The sequence below is a fragment of the Streptomyces sp. TSRI0281 genome (assembly GCF_001905125.1).
Lineage (GTDB): Bacteria > Actinomycetota > Actinomycetes > Streptomycetales > Streptomycetaceae > Streptomyces.
Genome location: NZ_LWLE01000038.1, coordinates 41,918 through 68,374, shown reverse-complemented (window position 1 = coordinate 68,374; position 26,457 = coordinate 41,918). Strand labels below are relative to the sequence as shown.

At 70.9% G+C, this 26,457-nt stretch carries 24 protein-coding genes; 6 read left to right on the top strand and 18 right to left on the bottom strand.

Going from position 1 to position 26,457, the window contains the following annotated elements; all coding sequences use genetic code 11:
- Positions 1–28: 28 nt before the first annotated feature.
- Together fxsA and A6A29_RS41210 are read right to left on the bottom strand one after the other, a co-directional pair.
- Complete coding sequence (fxsA, locus tag A6A29_RS41215; RefSeq protein ID WP_073729029.1) at positions 29–193, bottom strand: FxSxx-COOH cyclophane-containing RiPP peptide; 165 nt, start codon at positions 191–193, stop codon at positions 29–31.
- A 428-nt stretch (positions 194–621) separates the two neighbouring features.
- Positions 622–1,368 (bottom strand): hypothetical protein, encoded by a 747-nt coding sequence (locus A6A29_RS41210; protein ID WP_241838851.1) that lies wholly within the window; start codon positions 1,366–1,368, stop codon positions 622–624.
- Between the two features lie 268 nt (positions 1,369–1,636).
- Here A6A29_RS41210 and A6A29_RS41205 point away from each other — a divergent pair, with 268 nt between their 5' ends.
- The gene (locus A6A29_RS41205; protein WP_073729027.1) at positions 1,637–2,536 is read left to right on the top strand and encodes a DUF4231 domain-containing protein; all 900 of its coding nucleotides are present in this window, start codon (positions 1,637–1,639) and stop codon (positions 2,534–2,536) included.
- A 51-nt stretch (positions 2,537–2,587) separates the two neighbouring features.
- On the opposite strand, the gene A6A29_RS41200 is transcribed toward A6A29_RS41205, so the two are convergent.
- The 10 genes from A6A29_RS41200 to A6A29_RS41155 all read right to left on the bottom strand — a co-directional run bounded on the left by A6A29_RS41200 (position 2,588) and on the right by A6A29_RS41155 (position 13,018).
- On the bottom strand, positions 2,588–3,067 hold the full coding sequence (locus A6A29_RS41200; protein ID WP_073729025.1) for a hypothetical protein: 480 nt from the start codon (positions 3,065–3,067) through the stop codon (positions 2,588–2,590).
- Between the two features lie 133 nt (positions 3,068–3,200).
- Positions 3,201–4,133, bottom strand: coding sequence for a S1 family peptidase (locus tag A6A29_RS41195; RefSeq protein ID WP_073729023.1), 933 nt, complete (start codon positions 4,131–4,133; stop codon positions 3,201–3,203).
- Positions 4,134–4,383: 250 nt separating this feature from the next.
- The gene (locus tag A6A29_RS41190) at positions 4,384–5,208 is read right to left on the bottom strand and encodes a DUF1684 domain-containing protein (RefSeq protein WP_073729021.1); all 825 of its coding nucleotides are present in this window, start codon (positions 5,206–5,208) and stop codon (positions 4,384–4,386) included.
- 4 nt (positions 5,209–5,212) lie between these two features.
- A complete protein-coding gene (locus tag A6A29_RS41185; RefSeq protein ID WP_073729019.1) occupies positions 5,213–6,493 on the bottom strand; it encodes an NtaA/DmoA family FMN-dependent monooxygenase in 1,281 nt (426 codons plus the stop codon).
- A gap of 14 nt (positions 6,494–6,507) precedes the next feature.
- Entirely contained in the window at positions 6,508–7,584 is a 1,077-nt protein-coding gene (locus A6A29_RS41180) for an LLM class flavin-dependent oxidoreductase (RefSeq protein ID WP_073729017.1), read from the bottom strand.
- A gap of 15 nt (positions 7,585–7,599) precedes the next feature.
- Complete coding sequence (locus A6A29_RS41175) at positions 7,600–8,568, bottom strand: ABC transporter substrate-binding protein (protein ID WP_073729015.1); 969 nt, start codon at positions 8,566–8,568, stop codon at positions 7,600–7,602.
- 33 nt (positions 8,569–8,601) lie between these two features.
- Positions 8,602–9,354 (bottom strand): amino acid ABC transporter ATP-binding protein, encoded by a 753-nt coding sequence (locus A6A29_RS41170; RefSeq protein WP_073729013.1) that lies wholly within the window; start codon positions 9,352–9,354, stop codon positions 8,602–8,604.
- A 17-nt stretch (positions 9,355–9,371) separates the two neighbouring features.
- Positions 9,372–10,259 carry an amino acid ABC transporter permease gene (locus A6A29_RS41165; RefSeq protein ID WP_073729011.1) on the bottom strand — a complete coding sequence of 296 codons (888 nt, stop codon included), beginning with the start codon at positions 10,257–10,259 and terminating at the stop codon, positions 9,372–9,374.
- 42 nt (positions 10,260–10,301) lie between these two features.
- A complete protein-coding gene (locus A6A29_RS41160) occupies positions 10,302–12,155 on the bottom strand; it encodes an FAD/NAD(P)-binding protein (RefSeq protein ID WP_073729009.1) in 1,854 nt (617 codons plus the stop codon).
- Positions 12,152–13,018, bottom strand: coding sequence for an amino acid ABC transporter permease (locus A6A29_RS41155; protein WP_073729007.1), 867 nt, complete (start codon positions 13,016–13,018; stop codon positions 12,152–12,154). Before A6A29_RS41155 ends, A6A29_RS41160 begins: the two co-directional genes overlap by 4 nt.
- Before the next feature lie 504 nt (positions 13,019–13,522).
- Here A6A29_RS41155 and A6A29_RS41150 point away from each other — a divergent pair.
- Positions 13,523–14,470, top strand: coding sequence for an ABC transporter substrate-binding protein (locus tag A6A29_RS41150; protein WP_073729005.1), 948 nt, complete (start codon positions 13,523–13,525; stop codon positions 14,468–14,470).
- A 51-nt stretch (positions 14,471–14,521) separates the two neighbouring features.
- Here the strand turns inward: A6A29_RS41150 and A6A29_RS41145 are convergent, their stop codons facing one another.
- Positions 14,522–15,697 carry a DUF5685 family protein gene (locus A6A29_RS41145; RefSeq protein WP_073729003.1) on the bottom strand — a complete coding sequence of 392 codons (1,176 nt, stop codon included), beginning with the start codon at positions 15,695–15,697 and terminating at the stop codon, positions 14,522–14,524.
- Between the two features lie 309 nt (positions 15,698–16,006).
- Here A6A29_RS41145 and A6A29_RS41140 point away from each other — a divergent pair, with 309 nt between their 5' ends.
- The gene (locus A6A29_RS41140; protein WP_073729001.1) at positions 16,007–16,453 is read left to right on the top strand and encodes a cell division protein SepF; all 447 of its coding nucleotides are present in this window, start codon (positions 16,007–16,009) and stop codon (positions 16,451–16,453) included.
- A gap of 40 nt (positions 16,454–16,493) precedes the next feature.
- Here A6A29_RS41140 and A6A29_RS41135 read toward each other — a convergent pair whose 3' ends face one another.
- Together A6A29_RS41135 and A6A29_RS41130 are read right to left on the bottom strand one after the other, a co-directional pair.
- On the bottom strand, positions 16,494–17,732 hold the full coding sequence (locus A6A29_RS41135) for an acyl-CoA dehydrogenase family protein (RefSeq protein ID WP_073728999.1): 1,239 nt from the start codon (positions 17,730–17,732) through the stop codon (positions 16,494–16,496).
- A 105-nt stretch (positions 17,733–17,837) separates the two neighbouring features.
- Complete coding sequence (locus tag A6A29_RS41130) at positions 17,838–19,523, bottom strand: MFS transporter (RefSeq protein ID WP_073728997.1); 1,686 nt, start codon at positions 19,521–19,523, stop codon at positions 17,838–17,840.
- 509 nt (positions 19,524–20,032) lie between these two features.
- Here A6A29_RS41130 and A6A29_RS41125 point away from each other — a divergent pair.
- Positions 20,033–21,061, top strand: a complete 1,029-nt coding sequence (locus tag A6A29_RS41125; protein WP_073728995.1) for a phosphatase PAP2 family protein — start codon at positions 20,033–20,035, stop codon at positions 21,059–21,061.
- Positions 21,062–21,168: 107 nt separating this feature from the next.
- Here the strand turns inward: A6A29_RS41125 and A6A29_RS41120 are convergent, their stop codons facing one another.
- Both A6A29_RS41120 and A6A29_RS41115 read right to left on the bottom strand, forming a co-directional pair.
- Positions 21,169–21,384, bottom strand: a complete 216-nt coding sequence (locus A6A29_RS41120; RefSeq protein ID WP_073728993.1) for an I78 family peptidase inhibitor — start codon at positions 21,382–21,384, stop codon at positions 21,169–21,171.
- A 423-nt stretch (positions 21,385–21,807) separates the two neighbouring features.
- Positions 21,808–23,091 carry a glycosyltransferase family 4 protein gene (locus A6A29_RS41115; protein WP_073728991.1) on the bottom strand — a complete coding sequence of 428 codons (1,284 nt, stop codon included), beginning with the start codon at positions 23,089–23,091 and terminating at the stop codon, positions 21,808–21,810.
- Positions 23,092–23,538: 447 nt separating this feature from the next.
- Between A6A29_RS41115 and A6A29_RS41110 the strand changes: the two genes are divergently transcribed.
- A complete protein-coding gene (locus tag A6A29_RS41110) occupies positions 23,539–24,321 on the top strand; it encodes a hypothetical protein (RefSeq protein ID WP_073728989.1) in 783 nt (260 codons plus the stop codon).
- Between the two features lie 137 nt (positions 24,322–24,458).
- Positions 24,459–24,788: a hypothetical protein gene (locus A6A29_RS41105; protein WP_073728987.1), complete on the top strand. Its 330-nt coding sequence runs from the start codon at positions 24,459–24,461 to the stop codon at positions 24,786–24,788.
- A gap of 196 nt (positions 24,789–24,984) precedes the next feature.
- Here A6A29_RS41105 and der read toward each other — a convergent pair whose 3' ends face one another.
- A complete protein-coding gene (gene der / locus A6A29_RS41100) occupies positions 24,985–26,457 on the bottom strand; it encodes a ribosome biogenesis GTPase Der (RefSeq protein ID WP_073728985.1) in 1,473 nt (490 codons plus the stop codon).

The window sequence follows — 26,457 nt, the reverse complement described above, 5'->3', positions numbered from 1 at the left end:
CCCCAGTCTAGCCACCTGTCGGTCCGGTTCAGAGCGCCGAACTGAAGGTCGAAGTACGCGTGTTGCGGCCCGTGGACGCACCGAAGACGCGGCTGACCTTCCTGGTGGTGTCGACGTCCCGGACGTCGATCTCGGCGAGCGGTGCACGACTCTTCGCATTGGCGAAGGCGGGGGAGGATTCGTAGATCTTCACGGCCGTCCTTGATGGATTGTTTCCGGACATTTGAATGCCACCGGTATCTGCATAATTGCAGCGTCCGGCGGCATGACTTTACTCCCATCCGGCCCCTCACACACGCTGACCGGCCGGTCATTGACGCCCCGGATCCCCAGGCGGAACATCGTGCGCGCTGGACCGGCCGGGTGAGGTGGGAACCCGCAGGCGGCAGGGGTGGGAGCGGGTCGGGTACGAGTGACGGGGAACACGGCCCGGCGGGGCCGTGCGCGGACCCGGACGAGGTCCACGCACGGACCGCCGCGGCGCGCAACTCCCGGATTGCCGGGTGTCCCGGAATCACCCCTCCCGGCACATCGCCCGGCAACGTCCTGGCGTGACCGCCCCGTTGGCGCCGAGGACACTCCCCCGCACCGGTCCCGTCCGCGAACGGACCCCGGCGGCCCTCAGTCGATCGGAGCGTTGTAGCCCGCCCGCGCGCCGCGCATGCAGTCCAGGATCCGCTCATGGCTGTCACCCACGACATCGGTCACCCTGACGCGCACGTACAGCGCCTCGACCTGCTCGACGAATCGCTGCGAGAAGGCGCCCACCAGGACCGATTCATACCCCCCGGTGCCCACCAGGGGGAATCCCGGGCCGAAGGCGATGAGCTGGAAGTCCTCGGTGACGAGCAGACCGGACGCCGTCAGTTCGGTCAGGACGTCGGAGACATCGGCCCACGGCGCGTCGGCGGCATCGGGTTCACCTCGGCGGACCAGTCGGCAGTCCCAGCCCTCGATGACCGCGATGTGCTGACCGCCGTTGAGTATGCCCACGCGCCACGCGGACAGATCCCCCTTCAGCAGGCCCTTCGTCCAGGCCCCCCGCCAGCCGAGGTACGGACGTACCGTACGGGCGTACTGGGCCCTGGCCAGGACCGCGCCGGCGGCGACGGCCAGCAGACTGCCCAGCGCCTCCATGTCGAGCAGCTGAAGACGCCAGGGCCAGTCGGTGCGCGCCTCGGCCGTGACATTGGCCCGGACCGCCTCCCAGATCAGCACGAGGGTCAGCAGACACAGCAGCACCAGGGGTGCGGTGAACAGCAGGGGGCTGCGGCGCACCCTGCGCTGGTTGTCGGACAGCGGTACGCCGCCGTCCCCGTCACTCCGGTCCGTCTGGATCGCCCCGTCCCCCACCAAGAGGCGAGTCACCGGCACTCCCCCCGGCAACTCCCCTACCAGCCAACACAGTTGTGTCACTTTCCCACACTTCGCGAGTCCGCACGAGAGTGGCCGGAACACATCCGGAAAGCCCTCCGCGCCGAGGGCCGGCATTGCCGTCCCCGGCGGTCCCCCCTACTCTCGTGGCCCCGGCCGGGCGTGGACCTGTGAGGCGTGCCCTGACCGGCGGCGCGATCGAGCATGCTCATAACTGCAGACGGGGGTGAACATGACGGCGCTTCCCGGACCCCTTCGGTCCATGGTCTTCAGGAACGAGGACCTTCCCGCGCTCTTCCACCGCACGGACGCCATCGCCATCGCACGCCAGCGCGAAGCGGTCAACACCACCCGGGGCCAGCTGGCCCTGCTCGTCGTGGGCACCGTGCCCGCCGCCCTCCCCTGGCACACCCGGATCGGCGGCTCCTTCCAACTGCTCGACGCCATAGGCGTGCTGGCCTACTTCGGCGTCCTGGTCACGACCTTCGCCGCCTCCCGCCGCAAGGCGAAGTCCCACTGGCAGCTCAACCGGTCCGCTGCGGAGTTCATCAAGTCGATCTGCTGGCGGTACGCGGTCCACGGCTCCCCCTTCGACACCACCGCTCCGCACCCGGAGGCGGTGTTCGCCAACCGGCTCGAAGAGGGACTTCAGGAGCTGCGGAAGGTGGGGTGGGCCGACCCCCGCGACGATCCGGACGACTCCGGCGGCGGTCTCATCACGGAGTCGATGCGCGAGTTACGGAACAAGGCCTTCACCGTGCGCAAGGAGACGTACATACGGGACCGGCTGATCGAGCAACGGCGGTGGTACCGCAGGCGCCAGCAGGTGTCGCGGCGCGGGGCGCTCCTCTGGTCGAGCACCATAGCCGCGCTGACCACCCCCGCCCTGGTGCTCGGTGTGCTCCAGACGTTCGGGGCGGCGCGGTCCTTCGCCCTGACCGGGACGCTGTCCGCGGCCGCGGCCGCCTGTCTCGCCTGGAACGAGATGCGCCGCCACCACCCGCTGATCTCCGCGCACTCGCTGGTCGAGAAGGACCTGGAGTCCATGCAGGCCGCGATGGAGACCACTCTGACCGAACGGCAGTGGCCGGTCGCGGTCTTCGAGACCGAGCGGATCGTCTCACCGGAGCACACCGACTGGCTTGCCAGACACCGGATGTGACTGCCCATCAGTCCAGTGACGTTCCATCCATCAGTCCGACGCCCGCCGGCGTCAGGCGCGCTCCACGCCCTCGCGCCAGATGACGGTGACCGGCCGGCCGAGGGTTCGGGCGTACGTCACGATGTCGCCCGTGCCGCCCAGCCCCCTCGCCGGGCGGCCGTCCCAGACGGCGAGCAGCCGGTCGCAGTGGTCGGCGATGTAGGCACCCGCCGCGTAGTACGCCTCGTCGGTGGAGTGCGCGAAGTCCAGCCGGACCTCCTGGGCCGCGCGGGACTTGAGCATCCGGTAGCGGGCCAGGTCGGCTTCGTCGTCGAAGCACGCCTCGTAGTCGCCGCTGGGGATCACCGCCGTCAGCTTCGCCCCGAAGGCGAGCGCGAGGCCGGCGAAGAGCTGGTCCGCGCCGACCGCCAGGCTGGAGAGTGCTTCCATGGACCCCTGCGGGCCGCACAGTGCCGCCCGCATCCCGGCCAGCACATGCGCCTGGGCCTCCGCGGGGATGGAACGGTGACCGGTCACTCCGATGCGATTCACGGACCTGGAACCCCCTGCGTGTCTGCGCCCGACCGTCCTGACATCCTCTCAAAAGCCGCGGGTCGAGCGGGAGCCCCCGCCCGGAAAATCCGGACAGGGGCTCGTCATGCGGTACATCGGGTACGGGCCGGGGTCAGTAGACGCTGACGCCGTACGCGCTGAGTGCCTCGGTGACCGGCTGGAAGAACGTCGTACCGCCGGAGCTGCAGTTGCCGCTGCCGCCGGAGGTGAGACCGATCGCCCTGGTACCGGAGTAGAGCGGGCCGCCGGAGTCGCCGGGTTCGGCGCACACGTTGGTGCGGATCATGCCGTAGACGATGTCCCCGCCGCCGTAGTTGACGGTGGCGTTGAGACCGGTGACCGTTCCGCCGTGGGTGCCGGTGGTGGAACCGCGGCGGGTGACGGACATCCCGACCGTGGCGTCGGCCGCGCTGGTGATGTCCTGGCTGCCGACCGTGCCGTCCTTGGCGATGGAGCTGTTGGTGTACTGCACGATGCCGTAGTCGTTGGTCGGGAAGCTGGATCCCGTGGTGGTGCCGAGCACGGTGGTGTGCGAGGAATCCGCCCACCAGGTGCCCGCGCCGTCGGTGCAGTGACCGGCGGTCAGGAAGTAGTAGGTGCTGCCGCTGCGGACGTTGAAGCCGAGGGAGCAGCGCCAGCTGTCGGCGTAGATCGCGTCGCCGCCGGAGATCAGCTTGCTGAACTTGCCGGGGGTGCGCTCGATCCGCAGGGCGCCCACGTCGGCTCCCGCGGACTCCTTGATCTTCTTGATCTCCGCCCGGGAGACGGTGCTGTCGACGGTGACCAGGAGTCGGTTGGTCTTCGGGTCGATGTTCCAGGCGGTGCCGGCGACATCGGCGCCGAGCACGGCGTCGGCCGCCGCGGTCAGCCGCGTGGCGCTGTAGGTACCGGTGGAGTCGGCGCTACCGGTGGAGTCGGCGCTACCGGTGGAGTCGGCGGTGGCGGTGGGGACGGCGAGGGCGGCGACAGCGACGAGGCCCGCGAAGACGGCGGTGGCCCTGCTGCGTCTCGCGGTGCCCTTGGGGGTGGTGCGCTTGATCCTCACTTCTCGTTCCTCCCGAGGGGAATCGGGGGTCCTGCCTGTGGGGTGGCCGGACCCGTGAGGCGCAGTCGAGGAACACGTCCGGCATTCCGGGCGCCGTGCTCCTGACAAGCGCTGCTCGGGAGTATCAGGGGGCGTCAACCAGCCGCGCAAGGGCGCATTTTCGGCCGCGTGCGCGTCGCACACGGGTCGGCCCCGGCAGCTCCGTGGCTGCCGGGGCGGGAAGGGGACGCCCGTGTCCCGGTAGGACGGATCAGGCGTCGATACGGTTCCGCTCCCCCGCCGCGACGGCGGTCGTGAGGGTGTTGCCGGGCGGCGGGAACGGGCAGATGAAGTGGTCGGCGAAGGCGCAGGGCGGCAGCAGCGCACGGTTGAAGTCGACGTGCACACTGCCGTCCTCGGCCGGTGCGGCGGGCCGCAGGAAACGGAAGCGGTAGCTCCCGTTTCCGCTGGTGGCGTCGGCGAAGACGGCCCACAGCGAGCCGTCGGGCTCGACCGCAACCTGGAGCGTGTGCGCGGTGCCGTCCACCTCGAAGGCGATCTCACCGGCCAGTCCGAGGCCCCGCTCGACCCCGTCGGCGTTCTCCACTCGGACGGTGCGGTCGGCGGCGTACGGGCGGAAGGTGCCGGGCAGCGTCCAGCGCGCGTCGTACGTCGCCTCGATGGTCCGGAAGGCCTGCCGGGCAGGGGAGTCCGGGTCGAAGTCACGGACCGCCCAGAGTCCTTCGCGGCGCAGCACGACCAGCCGCCGCCCGCCGAGCTCCACCCGGGAGGCGTCGATCGGTCCGCGGTCCGGTCCGAGCCTGATGTCGCCGGTCAGCGGCTTGCCGTCGACAGTGAGACCGTCGGCCGGAGTGGCGGTGAGCACCAGCTCGTCGCCGTCCTCGCGCCAGTGCCCCGGGACGGCCGGAATTCGCCCTTCCGGGTAGTCGGAGAGCCAGTGGGTACCGGCCAGGGAGAGTGGACCGTACGGTGCCGCCACCGCGACGACGCGCTCCTCGTGCCAGCTCTGCCAGTCCTGCCGGGCGTCCCGGTCCTCCTGGCTGTCCTGCGGGTTGTGCTCTGCGTCCGTGCTCATGCGTTCAACCTTTCCATACCGGTTCCGCCAGGCCGAGGTGCGACCGCAGGGTGGACCCGGTGTATTCGGAGCGGAAGACTCCGCGTTCCTGGAGCAGCGGTACGACCCGGTCGACGAAGTCGTCGAGGCCGCCCGGGGTCAGATGCGGTACGAGGATGAAGCCGTCGGCCGCGCCACCGGCGACGAACGCGGCCAGCTCCGCCGCGACGCTCCGCGGGGAGCCGATGAACGACTGCCGCGCGGTCGTCTCGATGACCGTCTGCCGGATGGACAGTCCCTTGGCCTCGGACACCGCGCGCCAGCGGGCGGCCACCGCGAACGGATCGCCGTGCCGGACCCGGCCCTGGACCATGGCGGAGTCCGGGTCCGGGTCGATCCCGGGGAGCGGCCCGTCGGGGTCGTACGCGGAGAGGTCACGGCCCCAGACCTGTTCCAGGGCGAGGAGGGCGTTCTGCGGGGAGACCTGCTGCCGGCGGATCTCCGCGGCGTTCTCCTGGGCCTCGGCGTCCGTGTCCCCGAGGACGAAGGTGACCCCGGGCATGATCTTGAGGTCCGCGGGCCGTCTGCCGTACTTCTCCAGGCGCGCCTTGACGTCGGCGTAGAAGACGCGGCCCGCCTCCAGCGTGCCGTGCCGGGTGAAGATGATGTCGGCGGCGGAGGCGGCGAACTCCCTGCCCTCGTCCGAGTCCCCGGCCTGGATGACGACCGGGTGGCCCTGCGGGGAGCGGGGGACGGTGAACTCCCCGGAGACGGTGAAGTGCTGACCGCTGTGCGCGAACGGCCGGGAGTGCCCGTCCGGCGTCCAGGAGTCCCAGAGCTCCCGGGCCGTGGCGACGAACTCCGCGGCCCGGGTGTAGCGGTCCGCGCGGTCGAGGTAGCCGCCGCGGCGGAAGTTCTCCCCGGTGAAGGCGTCGGAGGAGGTCACCACGTTCCAGGCGGCGCGGCCCTCGCTGAGGTGGTCGAGCGTGGCGAGGCGGCGGGCCAGTTCGTACGGTTCGTTGAACGTGGCGTTGACGGTGGCGGCGAGCCCGAGGCGGTCGGTGACGGCGGCCAGCGCGTTCAGCACGGTCAGGGATTCGGGCCTCCCGACCACGTCCAGGTCGTGGATGAGGCCGTTGTGCTCGCGCAGCCGCAGCCCCTCCGCGAGGAAGAAGAAGTCGAACTTGCCGCGCTCCGCCGTTCTGGCCAGGTGCGCGAAGGAGGAGAAGCCGATCTGGCTCTCCGAGCGCGGATCGGCCCACACGGTGGTGTTGTTGACGCCCGGGAAGTGGGCGGCGAGATGCATCCGGGCCGGCGCGCTCACGCTTCCTCCCCGGCGGTCCGGGCGAGGGCGTACCGGGCGGCGGGGCGGGCGAGCCCCAGGTGTTCGCGCAGGGTGCCACCGGGGTGGAAGGTGCGGAAGAGACTGCGGTGCTGGAGGAGTGCCACGGTGCCGTTGACGATCCTTTCGAGGTCGCGTCCCGGGGTGATGGGGGTGAGGTGGAAGCCGTCCACCACCCCGGCCCGGTGCCACCGGGTGATGAGTTCGGCGAGGTCGACCGGGCCGCCCCGGAAGTAGGAGCCCCGCCCGGCGAGGAGCGGGCCGCTCTCCAGACCGGGTTCCGGTGCCGTTTCGGCGTCCCCCAGATCGACGGTGAGCGCGACGAGGACCCGCAGGGTGTCGGGGTCGCGGCCGTGCGCGGCGGCCCGGCGGCGTACGTCGTCACGGATCGCGGCGGCCTGTTCGGGGGTGGTGGCCCGTGCGTGGACGACATCGGCGTGGCGGGCGGCCGGCTCGCGGGCCGCGGCGGCGGTGCCGTCGAGGACGACGACCGGGCGGCCCTGCGGCGGGCGCGGCACGATGGCGGGCCCCCGGACCGAGAAGGTGCTGCCCTCGAAGTCGACGTAGTGCAGCTTGTCGCGGTCGATGAAGCGCCCGGTGGCGACGTCCCTGATCTCGGCGTCGTCCTCCCAGCTGTCCCAGAGCCGGGCCGCCACGTCGGCCGTCTCCCCCGCCTCCTGCCACAGCGCGTCGGCGGGTGCGGCGGCGCGTCTGCCGAACAGCCGGGCCTCGGCCTCCGTCGTGGACACCTCCACGTTCCAGCCGGCCCGTCCGCGGCTCACCCAGTCGAGGGTGGCGACGGCGGAGGAGATGTGGAAGGGCTCGGTGTGGGTGGTGGTGACGGTCGGTACGAGTCCGATGCGGTCGGTGTCGGGGGCGATGCGGGAGAGCACGGAGAGCGCGTCGAGTCCCGGGCGGGCGAAGGAGTCGCCGAGGGTGACGTAGTCGAGGGCGCCGCGTTCGGCGAGCCGGGCGAGGGCGAGGTAGTGCCCGGCGTCGTAGTGGGGCGGGCCACCGATCTCGGCGGCCAGGTGAAGGGGCCTGTTGGCGGACATGCGGGACCTCTCGGGTCAGTTCTCGGTCTTGGGGAGGCCGGGCGGGTTGATCTCCGCCTTCTCGATGGCCTCGTTGGTCAGCCCCCAGCGCTTCAGCACCTCGGCGTACGAACCGTTGCCGATGATGTGGTCGATCGCGGCGGCGTACGCCCCGACCAGTCCGCTGTCCTTCTTGGTGGTGGCGGCGATCTTCCCCTGGAGGCCGTCGCCGCCGCCCGACAGGGTGCCGACGATCTCGGACCGGCCGGCCGAGGCGACGTGGTAGTTGGCGGAGGGGCTCGGGCCGAGATAGGCGTCGATCCGGCCGGACTGGAGCGCGAGGTAGTAGTCGGTGTCCTTCTGGAAGTACGTGATCTCCACCGGCTCGCGCCCGGCCTTGACGTTCTGCTCGCTCCAGTCGACGAGGATCTTCTCCTGGTTGGTGCCGGAGGACACCGCGATCGTCCTCCCCGCGACATCGGCGGGCGCCTTCACCTTCCAGCCGGATCCCTTCTTGGCCTCGAAGGCGATGTTGTCGAGCCGGTAGGTCGCGAAGTCGTACTTCTCCTTGCGCTCCTCGGTGACGGTGACGTTCGACAGGACGGCGTCGAACTTGGAGCTGTCGAGGCCGACGAAGAGGTTCTCCCAGGACACCTCGTCGAACTGCGGTTTCAGGCCGAGCGTGTCGGCGATCAGCGTCGCGAGGTCGGTCTCGGAGCCGATACGGGTCCTGTCGTCGGTCGCGTAGAAGCCGAGGGGTGGTGAGGCGTCGGCGCTCGCCCCGATCCGGAGCGTGCCTCTCCGGCGGACGGCCTCCGGTACCCGGTCGGCGATGGCGGCCACCTCCTTGCCCCTGATCCGGTTCTGGTCCGGGCCGATGTTGACCCCGGTGTCCTTCTGCCCCTCGGGCCTGATCACGTCGGTGGCGGCGTCGCTGGTACCGCAGGCGGTGAGCAGCCCGGTGGCCGTGAGAGTGGCGACGGCGAGGGCGCGGTGGACGGACACGTGACTACTCCTTGACGGGAACACGGGCGGGGATCACAGAACCTTGGAGAGGAACGCGCGGGTGCGTTCCTGGACGGGGCGGTCGAGTACGTCGGCGGGCGGGCCCTGCTCGACGATGCGGCCCTCGTCCATGAAGACGACGGTGTCGGCGACCTCGCGGGCGAAGCCGATCTCGTGCGTGACGACGATCATCGTGGTGCCCTGGTGGGCGAGGTCCTTGATGACGTCGAGGACCTCGCCGACCAGTTCGGGGTCGAGCGCGGAGGTCGGCTCGTCGAAGAGCAGCAGTTTCGGTTCGAGGGCGAGCGCGCGGGCGATGGCGACGCGCTGCTGCTGACCGCCGGAGAGCTGCTTGGGGTACGCCCCCGCCTTGTCGGCGAGCCCGACCCGGGCGAGCAGCTTCTCGGCCGCGGCGACGGCGTCCTTCCGGGGGCGGCGCAGGGCCGAGACCGGTGCCTCGATGATGTTCTCCAGGACGGTGAGGTGCCCGAAGAGGTTGAAGTTCTGGAAGACGAAGCCGATCCGGGTGCGCTGGCGCAGAACCTCGCGTTCGCGCAGCTCGTACAGCTTGTCGCCCTCCCTGCGGTAGCCGACCAGGGCGCCGTCGACGCTGATCCAGCCCTGGTCGACCTTCTCCAGGTGGTTGATGGTGCGCAGCAGGGTGGACTTGCCGGAGCCGGAGGGTCCCAGGACGACGGTGACCTCTCCGGTGCGGACGGACAGATCGATGCCGCGCAGTACCTGGAGCGAGCCGAAGCTCTTGTGCACGGAGCGGATCTCGACCATGGCATCGCTGGGTGCGCTCATCGCACGGCCCCCTTGGCGTAGTGACGTTCGACGTAGTACTGGAGGACGGAGAGCACGGTGGTCAGGAGGATGTACCAGACGGTGGCGACCATCAGCAGGGGTACGACCCTGCCGTTGCGGCCGTAGACGACCTGGACCTGGTAGAAGAGTTCGCCGATCGCCATGACGGAGACGATCGAGGTGCCCTTGAAGAGGGAGATGATCTCGTTGGCGGCGTTCGGCAGGATGGAGCGCATCGCCTGCGGCAGCACGATCCGCCGCAGCTGTCGCAGCCGCGGGATGCCGAGGGCCGCCGCGGCTTCCGACTGCCCGGAGTCCACGGCCAGTACGCCGCCGCGCACGATCTCCGCCGCGTACGCCGCCTGGTGCAGCGCGAGCCCGAGCACGGCCGCGCTCATCGCGCCGACCAGGTTCATCGTGTCGAAGGTGAAGAAGCCGGGGCCGAACGGGATGCCGAACCGCAACTCCTTGTAGAGGTAGGCGAGGTTGAACCAGAACAGCAGCTGGACGATCAGCGGGATCGAGCGGAACGCCCAGATGTAGGCGTGGGCGACCGCCCTGAGGAAGGGGCTGGCCGACAGGCGCATGAAGGCGAGGACGATGCCGAGCGCGAAGCCGAGAACGGTTCCGTAGAAGGTCAGCTGGAGGGTGACCCAGACGGCCTTGAGGATGGTCGCGGCGGTGAAGAACCGGGCGAAGACGTCCCATTCCCAGCCGGGGTTGGTGACCAGTCCGTGCAGGAACTGGGCGAGCAGGACGGCGGTCGCGGCGACGGCCACCCAGCGCCAGGGGTGGCGGACCGGGACGACGGTCAGGCCGCTGTAGTCGGTGACGGGGTCCTGAACGGTCTCTTTGTCGATGGGTGGATCGCTGGTGAGCGACATGAGGGTTCCTTAAGCGACATATGTACGGGAGGTGGGCCGCGGTCAGGCGCTGAGGCGGCCGCGACAGGAGAGGTCGCGCAGGAACGTCAGCACGGTGCGCGCGGTGGCGTCGTTCTGGCCGAAGGCCGGGCCGCCGGTGCGGGGCCGGGTGAAGGCGCCGCTGCTGCGCGCGGTGGTGTAGGGGCCGAGCGCGAAGCGGCGCGGGTGCGGGCGGCCGTCGCGGTCCAGGATCCGGCCGTCGCCCGGGTCGACGGAGAGCAGTCCCGTGTCGGTGGTGGCGGCGCCGTCCTCGTACAGGCCGCGCAGCAGCGGGCTGGCGGTGTGGCGGAGCGAGGGGTCCGGGAGGCGGGCCTCGACCAGTGCCCGCGCCTCGACGCGTTCGGCAGGGACGGTGGCGCTGCCGGCCCGGAAGATTCCCGCTTCCTCGTCGGCCTCGACGGTGACCGAGGCGCCGAGGAAGCGGACGACCCCGGCCCGGGAGAGGGCGAGGAGCTGCTCCAGCCGGGGGCCGGGCGGGCCGGAGGCCAGGTAGCTGAAGAAACCGTGCCACCAGTTGCCGATGTCGCCGAACCTGATCAGCTGCCCGTAGGCGGAGAGCAGCCCGAGGAACACCGCCAGGTCGGGGCTGTGGCCCGGGTCGTGACGGCGTGCCAGGTCGGCGGTGATGTAGTCGCGCAGACCGTCCTGGAGCGCGTCGTACGTGGGGTGGCGCACCCCGTCCAGCGGGTGGTCGAGCGCCGCCAGGTCGAGCCGGTCGGCGGGGTCGGGCACGGCCGCGGCGACGAGGGCGGCCAGTTCGGCGCTGCCCGGATCGGCGGCGGCATACTTGTCCTCGAAGACGTCACGGCCGACGGTGGTGCGCTCGGGGTGGGCGGTGAACAGCCGGTGGTAGTGGGCGTGGCCGAGCTCCTTCTCGACGTGCGGCCACACATCGCGCCGGAAGTCGAGCGGTCCGGGCCGGCCCAGCAGTTCCCCGGCCAGGCCGGGGCCGAGGAAGCGCGGCAGCGGCGGTCGCTCGCCCGTCCAGCCGTAGCCGATCTTGGAGTGGTAGGGGACACCGCGCCGCGATCCGACGTGCAGCACGGGCTCACGGCCCGAGGGCAGGTAGACGCCGTTCTCGTACCGGCCGCCGCGCCCCTCGGTGAGCAGCACCATCAGATCGATGAAGGCGAGCCCGAAGCCGCGGACGATGACGGGTTCGCCCGCGGGCAGGGCGCTCAGGTCGCTGTCGGCGGTGAAGTCGGGCTGCAGGTGGATGAGCCCGTGCCGGCCGGCGAACGCGCTCAGCTCCCGCTGCTCGGCGTCGGGTTCGGCGTCGAGGTGGCCGACGGTGAGGACGACGAGGTCGGCGGTCAGGGGGGCGGCGCGGCCCTGGAGCCGGACGCGCTGGCGGCCGCCGCGCGGGCCGGTGACGCCCAGGGCGCGGGTCCGGTGCTCCCGCACGGTGATGCCGGGCGGGAGTGCGGCCAGCGCCTGTTCGTATACCCAGCGCAGGTAGGCGCTCTGGAGCCGGCGGCTGGGGAAGTCCTGGCCGTACAGCTGCCGTATCTCCTCCAGCACGGCGGGTTCGGCGTCGACGGTGATCCGCCCGGCGCGGACGTCCTTCGCCCAGTCGTCCAGGGCGGGTCCGGGCCGTACGGGGCCGTCCTGCCGCACCGTGTCGTCGGTGAACATGGTGACGTCCTCGGCCATGGAGTTCATCCAGAGCAGCGGCGACTGGTCCGGCCGCCATATCCGGCCGCCGCCCGGCGGGTGCGGGTCGACGAGATGGATGTCGAGGCGCCCGCCGGGGTACAGACCGGCGGCGTTGGCGGCGATGCGTTCGATGACGCCGGTGCCGCGCGGCCCGCCGCCGATGATGACGAGGCGGGGCGTGGCGGCGGGTGCGGTGCTCATCGGGTGCCCGCCGTGCCGCGTGCGTAGTGCCGTTCGACGTAGTGCTGTCCGAGGCCGAGGACCGAGGTGACGGCGACGTACCAGAGGGTGGCGACGAGCAGCAGCGGGATGACCTGATAGGTGCGGTGGTAGACGAGCTGGACGGAGTGGAGCAGGTCCTGCACGGCGATGATGCTGACGATCGAGGTGCCCTTGAGGGTGCCGATCAGCATGTTCCCGGCGGGCGGCACGATGGAGCGCATGGCCTGCGGGAGCACGATCCGGCGGAGCCGGCGCCAGGGGCCCAGGCCCAGTGACTGGGCCGCCTCCAGCTGTCCTCGCTCGACGGAGAGGATGCCGCCGCGGACCACTTCGGCGGCGTACGCGGCCTCGTGCAGGGTGAGTCCGACGACGGCGACGGTGACGGGCCCCAGGAGGTTGACCGTGCTGACGCCGAGGATCTGCGGGTACAGGGCGCCGATGTTGAACCAGAACAGCAGCTGGACCAGGATCGGGGTGGATCTGAAGAGCCAGACGTATCCCCAGCTGACCGCCTGGAGCACGCGGTTGCCGGAGAGCCTGAGGATGGCCAGGAGGGTGCCGAGCGCGAAGCCGAGCACCATGACGAGCGCCGTGAGCCAGAGGGTGAGCCCGAGTCCGCGCAGGACGGAGGCGGTGGTGAGGTAGTCGCCGACGACGTCCCACTGGAAGGCGTCGTTGCGGATGACGGAGACCAGCGCCAGGGCGAGGAGCACGAGGACGGCAACGGCCGCTGCCCACTGGCCTGTTCGGCGGACCGGGACGATGCGTGGCACCACGTCGCCGTCGGTCTTGACGGGCGGTGCGGGAAGCGGGGGAGGCAGGACATCTGTCTGCGCGGACATGCGAAGGCTCCGTGGATGCAGAGATCGAACACGGGGCGTGCCTTCACACCAAACACAACGTGGACCGGGCCCCTCAGCGCCGGTCCGCCTCCGAGATAAGCGCTGTGCGCGGCCCGTTGTCAAGCCTGTCCACACTGTGGGCCCGACGTCTCAGGCCGGTTGACGCGCAACCGGATGCCTGTTCCACTTGGGCCATGCATGCGCAGCAGTGGCTGGTCACCCGCTCCCACATCGACTTCGGTCGCGTGTGGTCCTCTTCCTGTTGAGCTGACTCCCTGCTTCCCGCTTCACCCGCTCACGCCCCTGTCCGCGTTCGAGCACCCCTTTCCCGCGTGCCCTCACGTACACAACACCGCTTCGCCCTCCCCTCGCACCGCTGATTCCCCGCCCCGCGCTCCGTGCTGTCCTCGCACCGGAGTCCGGTCGGCGTACCCGCTCGCGCCCTGACGTCATCGGCGAACCCTGATGAACGATGAACCCTGACGAACCCGGAGAAGCCCCGCCATGCCCCGAACCCGGCACACCGCCGCCTTCGCCCTGATCACCGTCGCCGCGCTCGCGCTCACCGCGTGCGGATCGGGGGACCCGGCGGCGGCGCCGGGCGGCGGATCGGGTGCGGCGGGTGCCGGCCAGGGGAAGATCCCGACGGCGGACGTGGTGTCGGCGGTCAAGAAGGACGAGGCCGCGGCGGAACTGCTGCCCGCGGACGTCCGGTCCTCGGGCACGCTCAGGATCGCCTCCAGCGTCGGCACCCCGCCCGGGGCGTTCTACCTGGAGGACGGCAGAACACCGGCGGGCGCGGACATCGACTTCGCGGACGCCGTGGCCAGGGCGCTCGGGCTGAGGCTGAAGCGCGAGATCGCGTCCTTCGAGGCGATCCTCCCGGCGCTGGGCAGTGGGAAGTACGACCTGGGCACGGGGAACTTCGGGGTCACCGACGAGCGCCGCGAAACGATCGACTTCGTGACGTACATCAATGACGGCCAGGGGTTCGCGGTCCGCGACGACAGCAAGCTGAAGAAGGTGACCGACCTCACCCAGCTCTGCGGCCTGACCGTGGGCACCGGGGCGGGCACCACGTTCGAGGTGACGCTCCAGGAGAACAAGCACCTGTGCACGGACGCGGGCAGGAAGGCGTACGACGTGAAGACGTACAGCGACCAGGCGGCCATCTGGATCTCCCTCCAGCAGGGCCGCAGCGATGTGGTGATGTCCACCATCAACGGGCTGCGCTACGCGGTGACGCAGCAGGAGGGGCTGCGCTTCCTCAATGAGTTCAAGCGGCTCGACGTCGGCTTCGCCTTCAAGAAGGGAACCCCGTTGGCGCCTGCCTTCCGGGCCGCGGTCAACGGTCTGCGGGCCGACGGTACGTACGACCGCATCCTGAAGAAGTGGGGCACCGCCGAGTCGGCGATCACCTCCTCGCGGATCTCGCCGCCCGAGCTGAAGTGACCTGCCGTCAGGCGAGTGCTCCGGGGCCCCGGCAGGGCTCCGGGGCCCGCCTCAGCAGTCGCACCCGCAGTCGCAGTCGCAGCAGCACCCGTCGCCGCAGGAGCTGCAGCAGTCGCACGCCTCGCAGCAGTCGCTGCAGTCGGCCTGGCGGCAGAGCCCTTCGCGTTCCTGCCGGGACCAGGGGTCCTCGAAGGACCCGCAGCACATCTGGCAGGTGCAGGCGAGCCCGGCCCACACCAGGCACCCGGTGATCAGCCCGCGCCGGTCGCGCGGCGGCTCGGGCGGGGGCTGGGGCGGGAGGGCCGGACCGCCGGGCGTCGGCGCGTACGGATTGCCGGGCGGCGGCCCGAACGCGCCCCGGTGCGAGCAGGAGGAGGAGCCGAACGCCCGGTCCACGGAGCGCCGCAGTTCATGCACGAGCAGCGCATGGGCGAGCCTGCCGTCGGTGAACTCCGCGTCGCGCAGCGCGAGCCGTACGCCGTGCAGCGCGTCGTCGCACAGCCGCCGGGCCTCGGCGAGCGGGGTACCGGTCGCGGTGAGCGGGTTCCAGGCGCCTGACGCCGCGTCGGCTTCCCGGTCCTCCACGGCGTCCAGCAGATGCGCGAGCCGTCCGAAGAGCCGGCCCGCCTCGGCGAGCGGCGCGGCGTTCCGCGGTACGCCCGCGAGTACGGCGGTGTGCGCGAAGGCCGCCGCGGTCGCCGTCTCGGTGGGTTCGGTGACCGTCAGCAGCGGGGTGCCGGGGCCGGCGAGCGCCTCGATCCGGGTCTGCCGGTCGACCGCGTCGACCAGCGACGAGGTGTCGAAGCCGAGCTCGGCGCCGGTGCGGGCACCGGCCCTGTCCCAGCCCGCCGCGACCCTGCGGGCGGCGGCGGCGACCGGCCGGCGCGCCAACAGCCCGTCCCGGTCGGCGACGTGGTCGCGGACCTTCGCCGAGGCCAGGACGAGCGAGACGGCCGCGGCGAGCCTGGCTCCCTCGCCCCGGGCGACCGGGGCGGTCCGCATGGAGCGCAGCGGACAGGGCCCCGCGGTGCGCCGCCCGGCGGGGGTGCGCCCGGCCTGAGCCTCCGTCAGGACCGAGACGATCAGGCCGTCATAGTTCGTAACGATCCGGGCGAATTGCCCATGGTCCGCGCGCAGGGCGAGACAGAGCCCGCACAGATGCGCCATCCACTCGGTCCTGAGCCCCTCGGTGAGCCGATGGGTACAGGGCCTGACGATTCCGAACACGACGATCCCCCGAGAGCCGTTCGACAGGTACGCGCCACTCGTGCACCTGCGCGGCGTGCATCGTATCGAGTGGTCCGTTCACCCGTACGTCCCCCATGTCACCCGTACGGACCGGAGCATCATATTTTCCTTCCGCGACCGTCCTTATGCAGGAGGAACCTTGACGAACCGCCACATCCTCTGCACCAGTACCGTCACGAATCCCCTGCGCGCCGACTATCCACTTGGCGCGGTATCCGCATCATGGACGACGATAGGGATACGAAAGAGATGCGGAACGCCAAGGAACCGCGGTGAGAGGAGGCGTCCATGGGATCGGTGCGCAAGGCAAGTGCCTGGCTGGGCCTCGTAGAGGACAACCACGACGAGCGGTACTACGACGACGAGTACTCCGGGGGTGCGGAGACCGGGACGGGTGGCCAGGCGTGGGTGACCGACCCGCGCGTGCAGGTGGCCGCCGAGACGGCCGAGGAGCAGGACCGCCGGATCGCCACCGTGACCCCGGAAAGCTTCCGGGACGCACGGGCCATCGGTGAGCTGTTCCGGGACGGCGTCCCGGTGATCGTGAACCTCACCGCCATGGACCCCGCCGACGCCAAACGTGTCGTGGACTTCGCCGCAGGGCTGATCTTCGGGCTGCGCGGCTCGATCGACCGGGTGGCCACCCGGGTCTTCCTGCTGACCCCGGCCGACACCCAGGTCCTCAACGGCGGAGCCGCCGGCCGGAAGGCCGACGGCTTCTTCAACCAGAGCTGAGCAGGGCGCTCGCCGGGCAGGTGGTCCGGCGGCGTCCCGTTTACCGGAACGCGTCCAGACCGGTGAGCGCCTTGCCCAGCACCAGCTGGTGCATCTCCACGGTGCCCTCGTACGTGAGCACCGACTCCAGATTCGTCGCATGCCGCATCACCGGGTACTCCAGCGAGATCCCGTTGGCGCCGAGAATCGTGCGCGAGGTACGGCAGATCTCGATCGCCTCCCGCACATTGTTGAGCTTTCCGAAACTGACCTGTTCCGGGCGGAGCCTGCCCGCGTCCAGCCTGCGGCCCAGATGGTGGGCGAGCAGGATGCCCTTGTGCAGTTCGACGGCCATGTCCGCGAGCTTGGCCTGGGTGAGCTGGAAACCGCCGATCGGCCTGCCGAACTGTTCCCGCGTCCTCGCGTAGTCGAGGGCCGCCTCGAAACTGGCGCGCGCCGCGCCCATGGCTCCCCAGACGATGCCGTACCGGGCGTGGCTGAGACAGCTGAGCGGGCCGCGCAGGCCGAGAGCGCCGGGGAGCACGGCATCGGCGGGCAGCCGTACGCCGTCCATCACCAGCTCGCTGGTGACCGAGGCGCGCAGGGACCACTTGTGCCGGATCTCCGGCGCGGTGAAGCCGGGGCTGTCGGTCGGTACGACGAAGCCGCGGATTCCGCTGCCGCCGTCGTCCTCGTCGGTCTGCGCCCATACGACGGCGACCCCGGCGACCGAACCGTTGGTGATCCACATCTTGCGGCCGGTGAGGACCCAGTCGCCGCCGTCACGCTTGGCGTACGTCCGCATCCCGGCGGGGTCGGAGCCGTGGTCCGGCTCGGTCAGGCCGAAGCAGCCGATGATCTCGCCCGCCGCCATGCCGGGCAGCCACTGCCGCTTCTGCTCCTCGGAGCCGAAACGGTGGATCGCGTACATGGCGAGGGAGCCCTGCACGGAGACCAGGGAGCGGATACCCGAGTCCGCCGCCTCCAGTTCCAGACAGGCCAGCCCGTACTGGACGGCCGTGGCGCCCGCGCAGCCGTAGCCCTTCAGGGACATGCCGAGCGCGCCCAGCGAGCCGAGTTCGCGGGCCAGCTCGCGGATGCCGGGCAGTTCACCGTTCTCGTACCACTCGGCGATGTGCGGCAGGACGCGGTCGGCGGCCCAGGTGCGGACGGTGTCGCGGATCGCGAGATCCTCGGGGTCGAGCAGATCGTCGATGCCGAGAGGGTCGGTGGCGTCGAAGGGCGGAAGCTTCGGCGGCTTCGGTGTCGTCGACGGCTTCGCGGACTCGGTGGTGGACATGAGGGTGCCTCCGGCGGCTCGCACGGTGTTTCGGAGGGCCCTCGGGACGCCCGGGACCCTCTAAAACTAGCAGTGATAGTCAGGGCGTCGTGCTGACGTTACGGCTCAGTGTGCCGCTCGTCCAGAGCCGGTGGCCTCGGCCGGCTCGCGCCGCGCGGGCAGCGGGACCTGCCGCTCGGAGCGGTCCGGGACACGCGGGGCAGGAGTCTTGGCGGCCCGTGCCTCGTACGGCAGACAGGTCTCCTTGGGCGGACACTCCATGGTCCTCGGCAGCCGCAGTGCGGCCAGCGCCCCGAGCAGCAGCAGGCCCGCGCTGACGAACAGCGTGAGGTGCAGCCCGTCGATGAAGGCGTGCCGGGCGGTGGACCGCAGCAGAGCGCCCATCGGGCCGCCCAGCTGCGCCGCCACCTGATACGCCTCGCCCAGCGAGTGCGCGGCGGCCGAGCCCGCCTCCTTGGGCACGCCCTTCTCGTGCAGCGTGGCCAGACCGGGGGCGTAGGCGGCGTTCATGACACTGCCGAGCAGGGCGATCCCCATGCCCGCACCCAGCTGGTAGGAGGTCTCACCGATCGCCGCCGCACCGCCCGCCCGGTCCGCGGGCACCTCGCTCAGCATCGATTCGTACGCCCCGAAGAGCGTGGACTGGAGCCCGAAGCCGAGCAGCACGAACCCGACGGTCAGCAGGGCGGGCCGGTCCTGCTGTCCCATCAGGGTCAGCAGCAGCACCGCGGCGGCGGTCAGGACGAAGCCCCAGCCCACCATCCGGCGAGGCCCGACGCGCCGCAGGGTGTACGAGCCGGTGACGCCCGCGGCCATCGCCGCGAAGGTCAGCGGCAGCAGCCGCAGCCCGGTCTCCATGGGGCTGAGACCCAGCACCAGCTGGAGGTACTGGACCGCTATCAGTTCCAGGCCGACCAGGGCCAGCATGGCGAGCACGATGCAGCCGACGGCCGTGCTGAAGGCGGGCCTGGAGAACATCCCGATGTCTATGAGCGGATGCGTACGCCGTTTCTGGCGGCGCACGAAGACGGCCAGCAGCACGGCGCCGGCCACGAGCGGGACGAGGGTGGCGGGGCCGAGGAGTCCCTCGCCGCCGCCGACCCGCTTCACGCCGAGGACGACACCGAGCACACCCGCCGCGGCCATCAGTGCGCCCAGCACGTCCCACGGGCCGTCGCTGCTGCCGCGGGACTCGGGCAGCAGCCAGCGGCCGACCGGCAGGATCAGTGCCATCAGCGGGATGTTGATCAGGAAGACCGAGCCCCACCAGAAGTGCTCGACGAGAAAGCCGCCGATGACCGGTCCGGCGGCGGCCCCGACGGCGGCGACCGCGCTCCAGACGCCGATGGCCAGGGCACGCTCCCGGCGGTCGGGGAAGACCTGGCGCAGGATCGACAGCGTCGCGGGCATGATCATCGCGCCGCCGACGCCGAGCAGGGCGCGCGCCGCGATCAGTACGGCCGGGGTGTCGGCCAGCGCGGCCATCGCCGAGGCGACACCGAACAGCGCGTAGCCGAACAGCAGCACCCGCCGTCTGCCGATCCGGTCACCGAGGGTGCCGAAGAGAATCAGCAGCGACGCGCAGACCAGCGGATAGGCGTCCACGATCCACAGCAGACCGACGGCGCTGGGCCGCAGGTCCTCGGTGACCGAGGGCACCGCGACATGGAGCACGGTCGCGTCCAGCGCGACCAGCAGCAGGCTGAGACAGAGAACGACGAGAACGAGCCAGCGGTTGGCGCCGTCGGCCGCTGCACGCAGCCGGGCTCCGGCCGTGGTCGTCCCGGACATCTACGTACCTCCCAGAGAGTCCCTCGCGCTCGGCAGGCCAACGGGGAACCGGCTTTCGGTGTCCCCCAGGCCCGGCATCGACGGGCGAGTGAGCCGTCAGCGTACGCGAGTTCGGCGTGGTCACACGTGGTCCAGCTCATACACCTGTGCGCCGCGGAGTGTGGCGTACGCCACTCCGGCCCCCTTCCCGACCCCGGTGCCGCCCCCTCCCCCGGAACACCCGAGGGCCGTGGGGGACGGCACCGGGGTACCCCCCACGGGTGACACGTCGCCGATGCGCGCCTCCCCCGAATGGCCGGAAGAATTACCGCGGAAACCCTCACGCGGAATTTTCCGACCCCTCAAACATTCTTACGAAGCGGGCCCGCCGAGAATTGGCCACAAGATCACGAAGATTCTTCGCCGCTCCCCGAATAGACGCCGATCTGAGACATAGTCCACATCACATCGTCATCACAAAGCGGCCGGATCGGCCTGGTCACACACTCACTCGCTGTAACGTCGATTGGGTGCGTACCGACATCTTTGCCCGGCTGGACCGGGAGCCGGAACCGCCGAAGATAGAGGCACCGCGGATGAGTCGTCACCGCATCGCTCTCTTCGGCGGGACGTTGGCGTTCTATCTCGCCATCGTCGTCGCGGTGCTGGTCTCGTCCTGGCTGGTGGCCCTGGACTGGAAGGTCATGCTCTTCCGGCCCTACCAGCAGTGGCCCGAACTCCACGCCTTCCTCGACTACTACGTCGTGCTCGGCCAGCGCGGCCCCACGGCCGTGATGATCGCCAGCTGGCTGGGCTGGCGCTCCTGGCGGCAGCACACACTCCGGCCGCTGCTCACCCTCGGCTGCTCGCTGCTGCTGCTCAATGTGACGGTCGGCGCGGTCAAGCTGGGCCTCGGGCGGCTCGGCCCGCACTACGCCACCCGGATCGGCTCCGCCGAGATGTTCGCGGGCGGCGATATATTTCCTTCCGGACACACCGCCAACGCCGTCGTGACCTGGGGAATCCTTGCCTATCTGGCCACCACGCCACGGGCCAGGCGTTATCTGTCCGCCCTGTCCGCGACGGTCTCGCTGGGCGTCGGGCTCACCACCGTCTACATCGGTACGCACTGGCTCAGCGATGTGCTGCTGGGCTGGGCGGCGGGTCTGCTGATCCTGCTGGCCCTGCCCTGGTTCGAGCCCCTGATCACCCGTGCCGAGGCCCGGGTCTTCTCGGTGCGCGAGCAGTGGCGGCAGCGTCGTCGGGCCGGCACCCCGGTCCCGGTCTCGGCCGACGTACCGCCCGCGGTGCTGCTCCCGCAGTCGATCGCCTCCGAGGGCGTCGCGGCCGAGGACGAGGGCCCCGGGCCCGGAGCGGCCACGGGGACGGGCCAGCCGTCCGGTCACCCCGGCCAGGGGACCCGGTCACGGGCGCACGCGTCCCACCCGGTGCGTTCCGAACGCACCCCGGTCACCCCGGCCGGCTCCCGCCGCCCTCCGCACGCCGAGCGCACACCGCGCGGCAGCACGAGCCCGGCCCGGCCGATGACGGGCGGCTGAGCCGCCCCCGGACCGCGGGGACGGTACGCACAGCCCCACTCCGCACGGCGAAGGCCCCGACCGCGCCGGTCGGGGCCTTCGCTCGCTCCAGGGGGTCGCACGGCCTCTCAGCCCACCCAGCAACGCGTCACGGTGGAGTCCTCGACCTGGAAGTTGAGGCGGCCGCCGCGGAACTCCATGGTGAGGAACGTGCCCGGTGGCACGGCTCTGACAGTGGTCCAGCCACGGGACCTGGCCTGCCGCTCGGCGGCCTCGGCACCGAGGCCGACGTACGACTCGGGGACGTCGTCCGGCTGTACGGGAGGGGTCGGTATAGATGCCATACCTCTCACCGTAGGCGGCCTCGGACCGTGACGGAAGGCGGGGCTCCGGAGGCCCGTGCCGCATCCCCACATGCCGTACCGGTCACGCTTGTGTCACAGGATCCCCACACTCGTTTACTTCGAACAATTCACTCGAACGGACTCTCCGGAACGGGCGCTCGGGGCTTTTCGGCCGACGGGCAAATGATCTCGGAACGGCAAACGCGGAATGCGTGACGGGATCATGCGGTGATCTGCCTTTTCCCTCGGCACCTGGCCGGGTTCGCCTGGATGCCCATAACACCGGGAATTCATGCGCCTTTATGCAGGTCTTATCTATGCGCACGATTCCCGCACTCCCTCCGCCCCCCACTCGCACGATCGGAATCTCGTGGTCCGAGAAGCGGCGATTGCGGACGGCGGGGTCCGCAACCGCTCCGCGGCTCAGCCGGCCCTGCCCCTGCGGAGCAGGTCGGCGGCCTTGTAGCGCAGGGCGTACGCCCCGTCCAGCGCCGTGCCCCGGGATCGGTGCAACGCGGTGCGCAGAGCGCCCTGGCCCCGGCCCCGCGCGCCCTGTGCCGCCAGCTCGGTGAACAGGTTCTCGTGCCGTTCCGCGATCCGTGCCGGGTCGAATCTCCGCGATGCGGCCAGCGCCTCGCGCCCCATCCGGTGCCGCAGTCCGTCGTCCTCGATCAGTGCGAGCAGCGCGGCGGCGACCGCCGCATCGTCACCGACCGGCACCAGCCGCCCGTCGGTGCCGTCGTCGATGATCTCGGCCGGTCCGTGCGGGCAGTCGGTGGCCACGACCGGCAGCCCGCAGCGCATCGCCTCGACGATCGTCATGCCGAACGACTCCCGGTCCGACGTGACGGCGGCGATGGAGCCCTTGGGCCACTCGGCCTCCATCGGGTGGACCGATCCCATCAGGAGCACCTGGTCACGCAGTCCGAGTTCCTCGATGAGGGTACGCAGCGTCCGCTGCTCGTTGCCGGTGGCGTCGCCGCCGCCGTAGATCCGCAGCCGCCAGTCGGGGCGTGCCGCGCTCACCTCGGCGAAGGCCCGTACGAGCAGGTCGTAGCGCTTGACCTTGTGCAGCCGGCCCGCCGCGACCACCCACTTCTGATCGCCCTGCGCGGGCGGGCCCACGGGGGCGGGCACGCTGTTCGGGATCGCCTCGATCCGTACGCCGGGCAGCCGCAGCCGCCTCCGGTAGTCCTCGGCGTCGGCCCGTGTGACGGTCGTGATCGCGTCGAGTAACTCGTAGCGGTGGCTTATCTCGCGGCGCAGCCGGTAGCTGTGGCTGTCCAGCGTGAGGTGTTCCTGACCGATGCGCACCGGGCCCCGGCGGGCCTGTCTGCTGATGTGCACGTTGAGGCCGGGCCGGGTCCCGACGACGACGTCCGCCTCCAGGGAGCGCAGATGGGCCGCGATCCTGGCGTCGGTGAGCCGGCTGTACTGCTGATGTCTGCTGTCGCCGCGCGGGAACACCGCGGCGGGCCTGGCGTGGTCGGCCGCATCGCCGTCGTAGGTCGCGCTCTTCGCGCGCAGGTCGACGAGATGGCGCATCGTCACGCCCGGCGGTGCGCCCAGTGCGGGTGCGTCGCGGTGCCGGAAGACCGAGACGATCTCGATGTCGTGCTGCTCGGCGAGTGCGTGAGCGAGATTGAACGTCGTACGGATCGTTCCCCCGATGCCGTACGCGTTGTGAAGCAGGAAAGAAATGTGCATGGCGTCGCCGTAACCCCCTGGTCGGCTTGGTCTGCTGGGGACTGTACTGGCCATCGGTCACGCATACGGAATCCGTACAGGCGTCCCGTGTCGCGGGCGCCCGGCCGACCGGAACCCGTACGTGACCTGTTGTTTCCGGAATCAGGAGGTCCGGTTCGATGACGGGACCGTCCCCGGCGGACCGGTCCGGTCATCGGCGTGCCGAGGTGTCGACCTGTCTCCTCGTCGCCGCCCGCCCGCGAGCTCACCCGGCTCTCCCGAAGGGCTTCCCGTCCGGATCACACCGGGCTCGCGAGCCCCCGCCCGGCGGAATCCGGCCTGCTCCGGCACGATCCGGCCCGACTCAAACCAAAGACCCCAGGTGCGTGACTCCGGCCTCGGATCCCGCGTTGTCTCTTCATGAGCCGGGAACCGCCCGGCCCACGCACCGAGTTCGAGGAGCCACCCGTGCCGCGCATGCTCGACGTCAGCGAGGACGTACGCGCCGAGATCGGCGATGCCGAAGCCGACCGGCTGCTCGTCGGCGACAACGCCCCAGGCAGTTACGACTGCACCTCCTGCCGCACCCCCGGCGACTCCGAGCAGGAACGCACCAGCACGGTGCTGTTCATCGGCGACGAGACCGCCGTGCTCGCGTTCGCCCACGCGACGTGCATCCCTTCGCAGGTCGTCCAGGTCGCGGAGGACCAGCTCCAGGGCGCAGTGCGAAGCATCACCGGCAGCGAGCCACAGAACCCGGAGGGTCTCATGCCCGAACAGGCCGTCCTCGGCATCACCAGCGGTCTCGTCCTGATCGAGGACGATCTCCGCCCCGCCCTGGTCGTCGAACCGACCGGCCCGGTCGCCCGGCCCGGAACCGACGGCAGCGGGGGCGACGCGTTCCTCCAGCTGCTGCTGGAGCAGGGCTTCCGCCCCGCCCCCGACATGAACCGGCTGCCGGACGTACTGCCCGGCTGGTCCGTCCTGCTCGCCATGGGCCAGCTGCACGCCGTGCTGCAGCCGGGCTCCGGCGGGGGCACCCCGGTCGCCTGGTGGCAGGCCCATCAGCCGCTCCAGGTCACCGAGGGCTGGCGGACCGCGGTCAACAAGTCGAAGACGGTCCTCGTCTTCGCCGCCCCGGCCGGTTCGATCGGCCAGCAGCCGCGCGAGGACCTGCTGCGCGACGCCCTGGAGAAGGCCGCGGTCAATGGTCTCCTGGTGGCCGCCGCGATGCCGCTCGCCGGAACCTGATCGTGTCCGTACGCCCCGGACACCCACGCCGAACAGCGATTTCTCCGCCGCGACCGCATCCGACGGGCGGTGAGGTCGTTGGCACCTATGTGCACTCATACGACTCCTCCCGCCAGCACCAGAGTCAGATCCCTGCCATGCGCCCCTCGCAGGATTCGGAGGGCAAGTCCCCCACCCCGATCTACGACGCCCTGTACTCCGAGTACCGGCGGTCGTTCCGGGCGTTGCCGGGCGATCGGAGCGGTGAGGAGAATCTCGGCTTCTCGTCCTTCGGCACCGGGCTCTTCGGCGTTCGCCCCCCACTGGGCCACTCGGCCACCGGCGGACACCACGGCGGCTACGGCAGCCAGGGCGGGCAGAGCGGCACACCGCGCACAGGGAGCCTCGGTTCCTGGCAGCGGGTCGGCCGGCACGCCGGACGGGCGCAGCCGGCGCTGCCCCCGGGGCCGGCGTCCCGGGAGTACTGACGCCGGAGCGGGGTGCGCCCGGACGTGCTGACGTACGGCTCGTGGCATACGGGCGCGTGGCCGCCGGCGCCCGCCGTACCGCTCGTGAGGTACCGCTCGTGATGTACCGAAAAAGCCCGGGACCGTATGTACGGAAGAAGCCCCGGACCGTTCGCCGAAGCGAGCGGTCCGGGGCTTCTTCGTGCCCTGCCCCGTGCTACTTGTTGCGGCCGCGCTTCTCGCGGACCCGGACCGAGATGTGGATCGGGGTCCCCTCGAAGCCGAACTCCTCACGCAGCCGACGCTCGACGAAGCGGCGGTAGCCGTGCTCCAGGAAGCCCGAGGCGAAGAGGACGAAGCGCGGCGGCTTGGTGCCCGCCTGCGTGCCGAAGAGGATGCGGGGCTGCTTGCCGCCGCGCACCGGGTGCGGGTGGGAGGCGACGATCTCACCGAGGAAGGCGTTCAGCCGGCCGGTGGGGATACGGGTCTCCCAGCCCTTGATCGCCGTCTCGATCGCCGGGACGAGCTTCTCCATGTGACGGCCGGTGACGGCCGAGACATTGACCCGCGGGGCCCAGGCGACCTGCGCGAGCTCCGTCTCGATCTCGCGCTCCAGGTAGTAGCGGCGCTCCTCGTCGAGGGTGTCCCACTTGTTGAACGCGACGACCAGGGCACGCCCGGCCTCCACCGCCATGGTGATGATGCGCTGGTCCTGGACGCTGATGGACTCGCTGGAGTCGATCAGGACGACGGCGACCTCGGCCTTCTCCACGGCGGCCGCGGTGCGCAGCGAGGCGTAGTAGTCCGCGCCTTCCTGGAGGTGGACACGGCGGCGGATACCGGCGGTGTCGATGAACTTCCAGGTGATGCCGCCGAGCTTGATCAGCTCGTCGACCGGGTCCCGCGTGGTGCCCGCCTGCTCGTTGACGACGACCCGGTCCTCGCCCGCGACCTTGTTCAGGAGGGAGGACTTGCCGACGTTCGGACGGCCGATCAGGGCGATCCGGCGCGGGCCGCCGAGGGTCCCGTCGCCGAAGCGCTGGGCCGGGGCCTCGGGCAGGGCTTCGAGGACGGCGTCCAGCATGTCGCCGGTGCCGCGGCCGTGCAGGGAGGAGACCGGGTACGGCTCGCCGAGGCCCAGCGACCACAGGGCGGTGGCGTCCGCCTCGCCGCTCTGGCCGTCGACCTTGTTGGCACACAGCACGACGGGCTTACCGGCCCGGCGCAGCAGCTTGACCACGGCCTCGTCGGTGTCGGTCGCGCCGACGGTCGAGTCGACGACGAAGACGACCGCGTCGGCCGTCTCGATGGCGTACTCGGCCTGGGCGGCGACGGAGGCGTCGAGGCCCAGCACGTCCTGCTCCCAGCCGCCGGTGTCGACGACCTTGAAGCGGCGTCCGGCCCATTCGGCCTCGTAGCTGACGCGGTCGCGGGTCACCCCGGGCTTGTCCTGGACGACGGCCTCACGGCGGCCGATGATCCGGTTCACCAGGGTCGACTTGCCGACATTGGGGCGGCCGACGACGGCGAGCACGGGAAGCGGGCCGTGACCGGCCTCGTCGAGGGCACCCTCGACCTCTTCGAGGTCGAAGCCTTCCTGCGCGGCGAGCTCCATGAACTCCGCGAACTCGGCATCGCCAAGTGCTCCGTGCTCGTGGTCCGAGCCGTCGGAGTGAATCTGGTCGTTCAT

What these genes read in the sequence shown, in the direction of transcription:
- A6A29_RS41205 (WP_073729027.1), top strand. Translation starts at nt 1,637, where the DNA reads ATGGTCTTCAGGAACGAGGACCTTCCCGCGCTCTTCCACCGCACGGAC.
- A6A29_RS41190 (WP_073729021.1), bottom strand. Translation starts at nt 5,208, where the DNA reads ATGAGCACGGACGCAGAGCACAACCCGCAGGACAGCCAGGAGGACCGG.
- A6A29_RS41185 (WP_073729019.1), bottom strand. Translation starts at nt 6,493, where the DNA reads ATGCATCTCGCCGCCCACTTCCCGGGCGTCAACAACACCACCGTGTGG.
- A6A29_RS41180 (WP_073729017.1), bottom strand. Translation starts at nt 7,584, where the DNA reads ATGTCCGCCAACAGGCCCCTTCACCTGGCCGCCGAGATCGGTGGCCCG.
- A6A29_RS41170 (WP_073729013.1), bottom strand. Translation starts at nt 9,354, where the DNA reads ATGGTCGAGATCCGCTCCGTGCACAAGAGCTTCGGCTCGCTCCAGGTA.
- A6A29_RS41165 (WP_073729011.1), bottom strand. Translation starts at nt 10,259, where the DNA reads ATGTCGCTCACCAGCGATCCACCCATCGACAAAGAGACCGTTCAGGAC.
- A6A29_RS41160 (WP_073729009.1), bottom strand. Translation starts at nt 12,155, where the DNA reads ATGAGCACCGCACCCGCCGCCACGCCCCGCCTCGTCATCATCGGCGGC.
- A6A29_RS41155 (WP_073729007.1), bottom strand. Translation starts at nt 13,018, where the DNA reads ATGTCCGCGCAGACAGATGTCCTGCCTCCCCCGCTTCCCGCACCGCCC.
- A6A29_RS41150 (WP_073729005.1), top strand. Translation starts at nt 13,523, where the DNA reads ATGCCCCGAACCCGGCACACCGCCGCCTTCGCCCTGATCACCGTCGCC.
- A6A29_RS41140 (WP_073729001.1), top strand. Translation starts at nt 16,007, where the DNA reads ATGGGATCGGTGCGCAAGGCAAGTGCCTGGCTGGGCCTCGTAGAGGAC.
- A6A29_RS41135 (WP_073728999.1), bottom strand. Translation starts at nt 17,732, where the DNA reads ATGTCCACCACCGAGTCCGCGAAGCCGTCGACGACACCGAAGCCGCCG.
- A6A29_RS41130 (WP_073728997.1), bottom strand. Translation starts at nt 19,523, where the DNA reads ATGTCCGGGACGACCACGGCCGGAGCCCGGCTGCGTGCAGCGGCCGAC.
- A6A29_RS41120 (WP_073728993.1), bottom strand. Translation starts at nt 21,384, where the DNA reads ATGGCATCTATACCGACCCCTCCCGTACAGCCGGACGACGTCCCCGAG.
- A6A29_RS41115 (WP_073728991.1), bottom strand. Translation starts at nt 23,091, where the DNA reads ATGCACATTTCTTTCCTGCTTCACAACGCGTACGGCATCGGGGGAACG.
- A6A29_RS41105 (WP_073728987.1), top strand. Translation starts at nt 24,459, where the DNA reads ATGCGCCCCTCGCAGGATTCGGAGGGCAAGTCCCCCACCCCGATCTAC.
- der (WP_073728985.1), bottom strand. Translation starts at nt 26,457, where the DNA reads ATGAACGACCAGATTCACTCCGACGGCTCGGACCACGAGCACGGAGCA.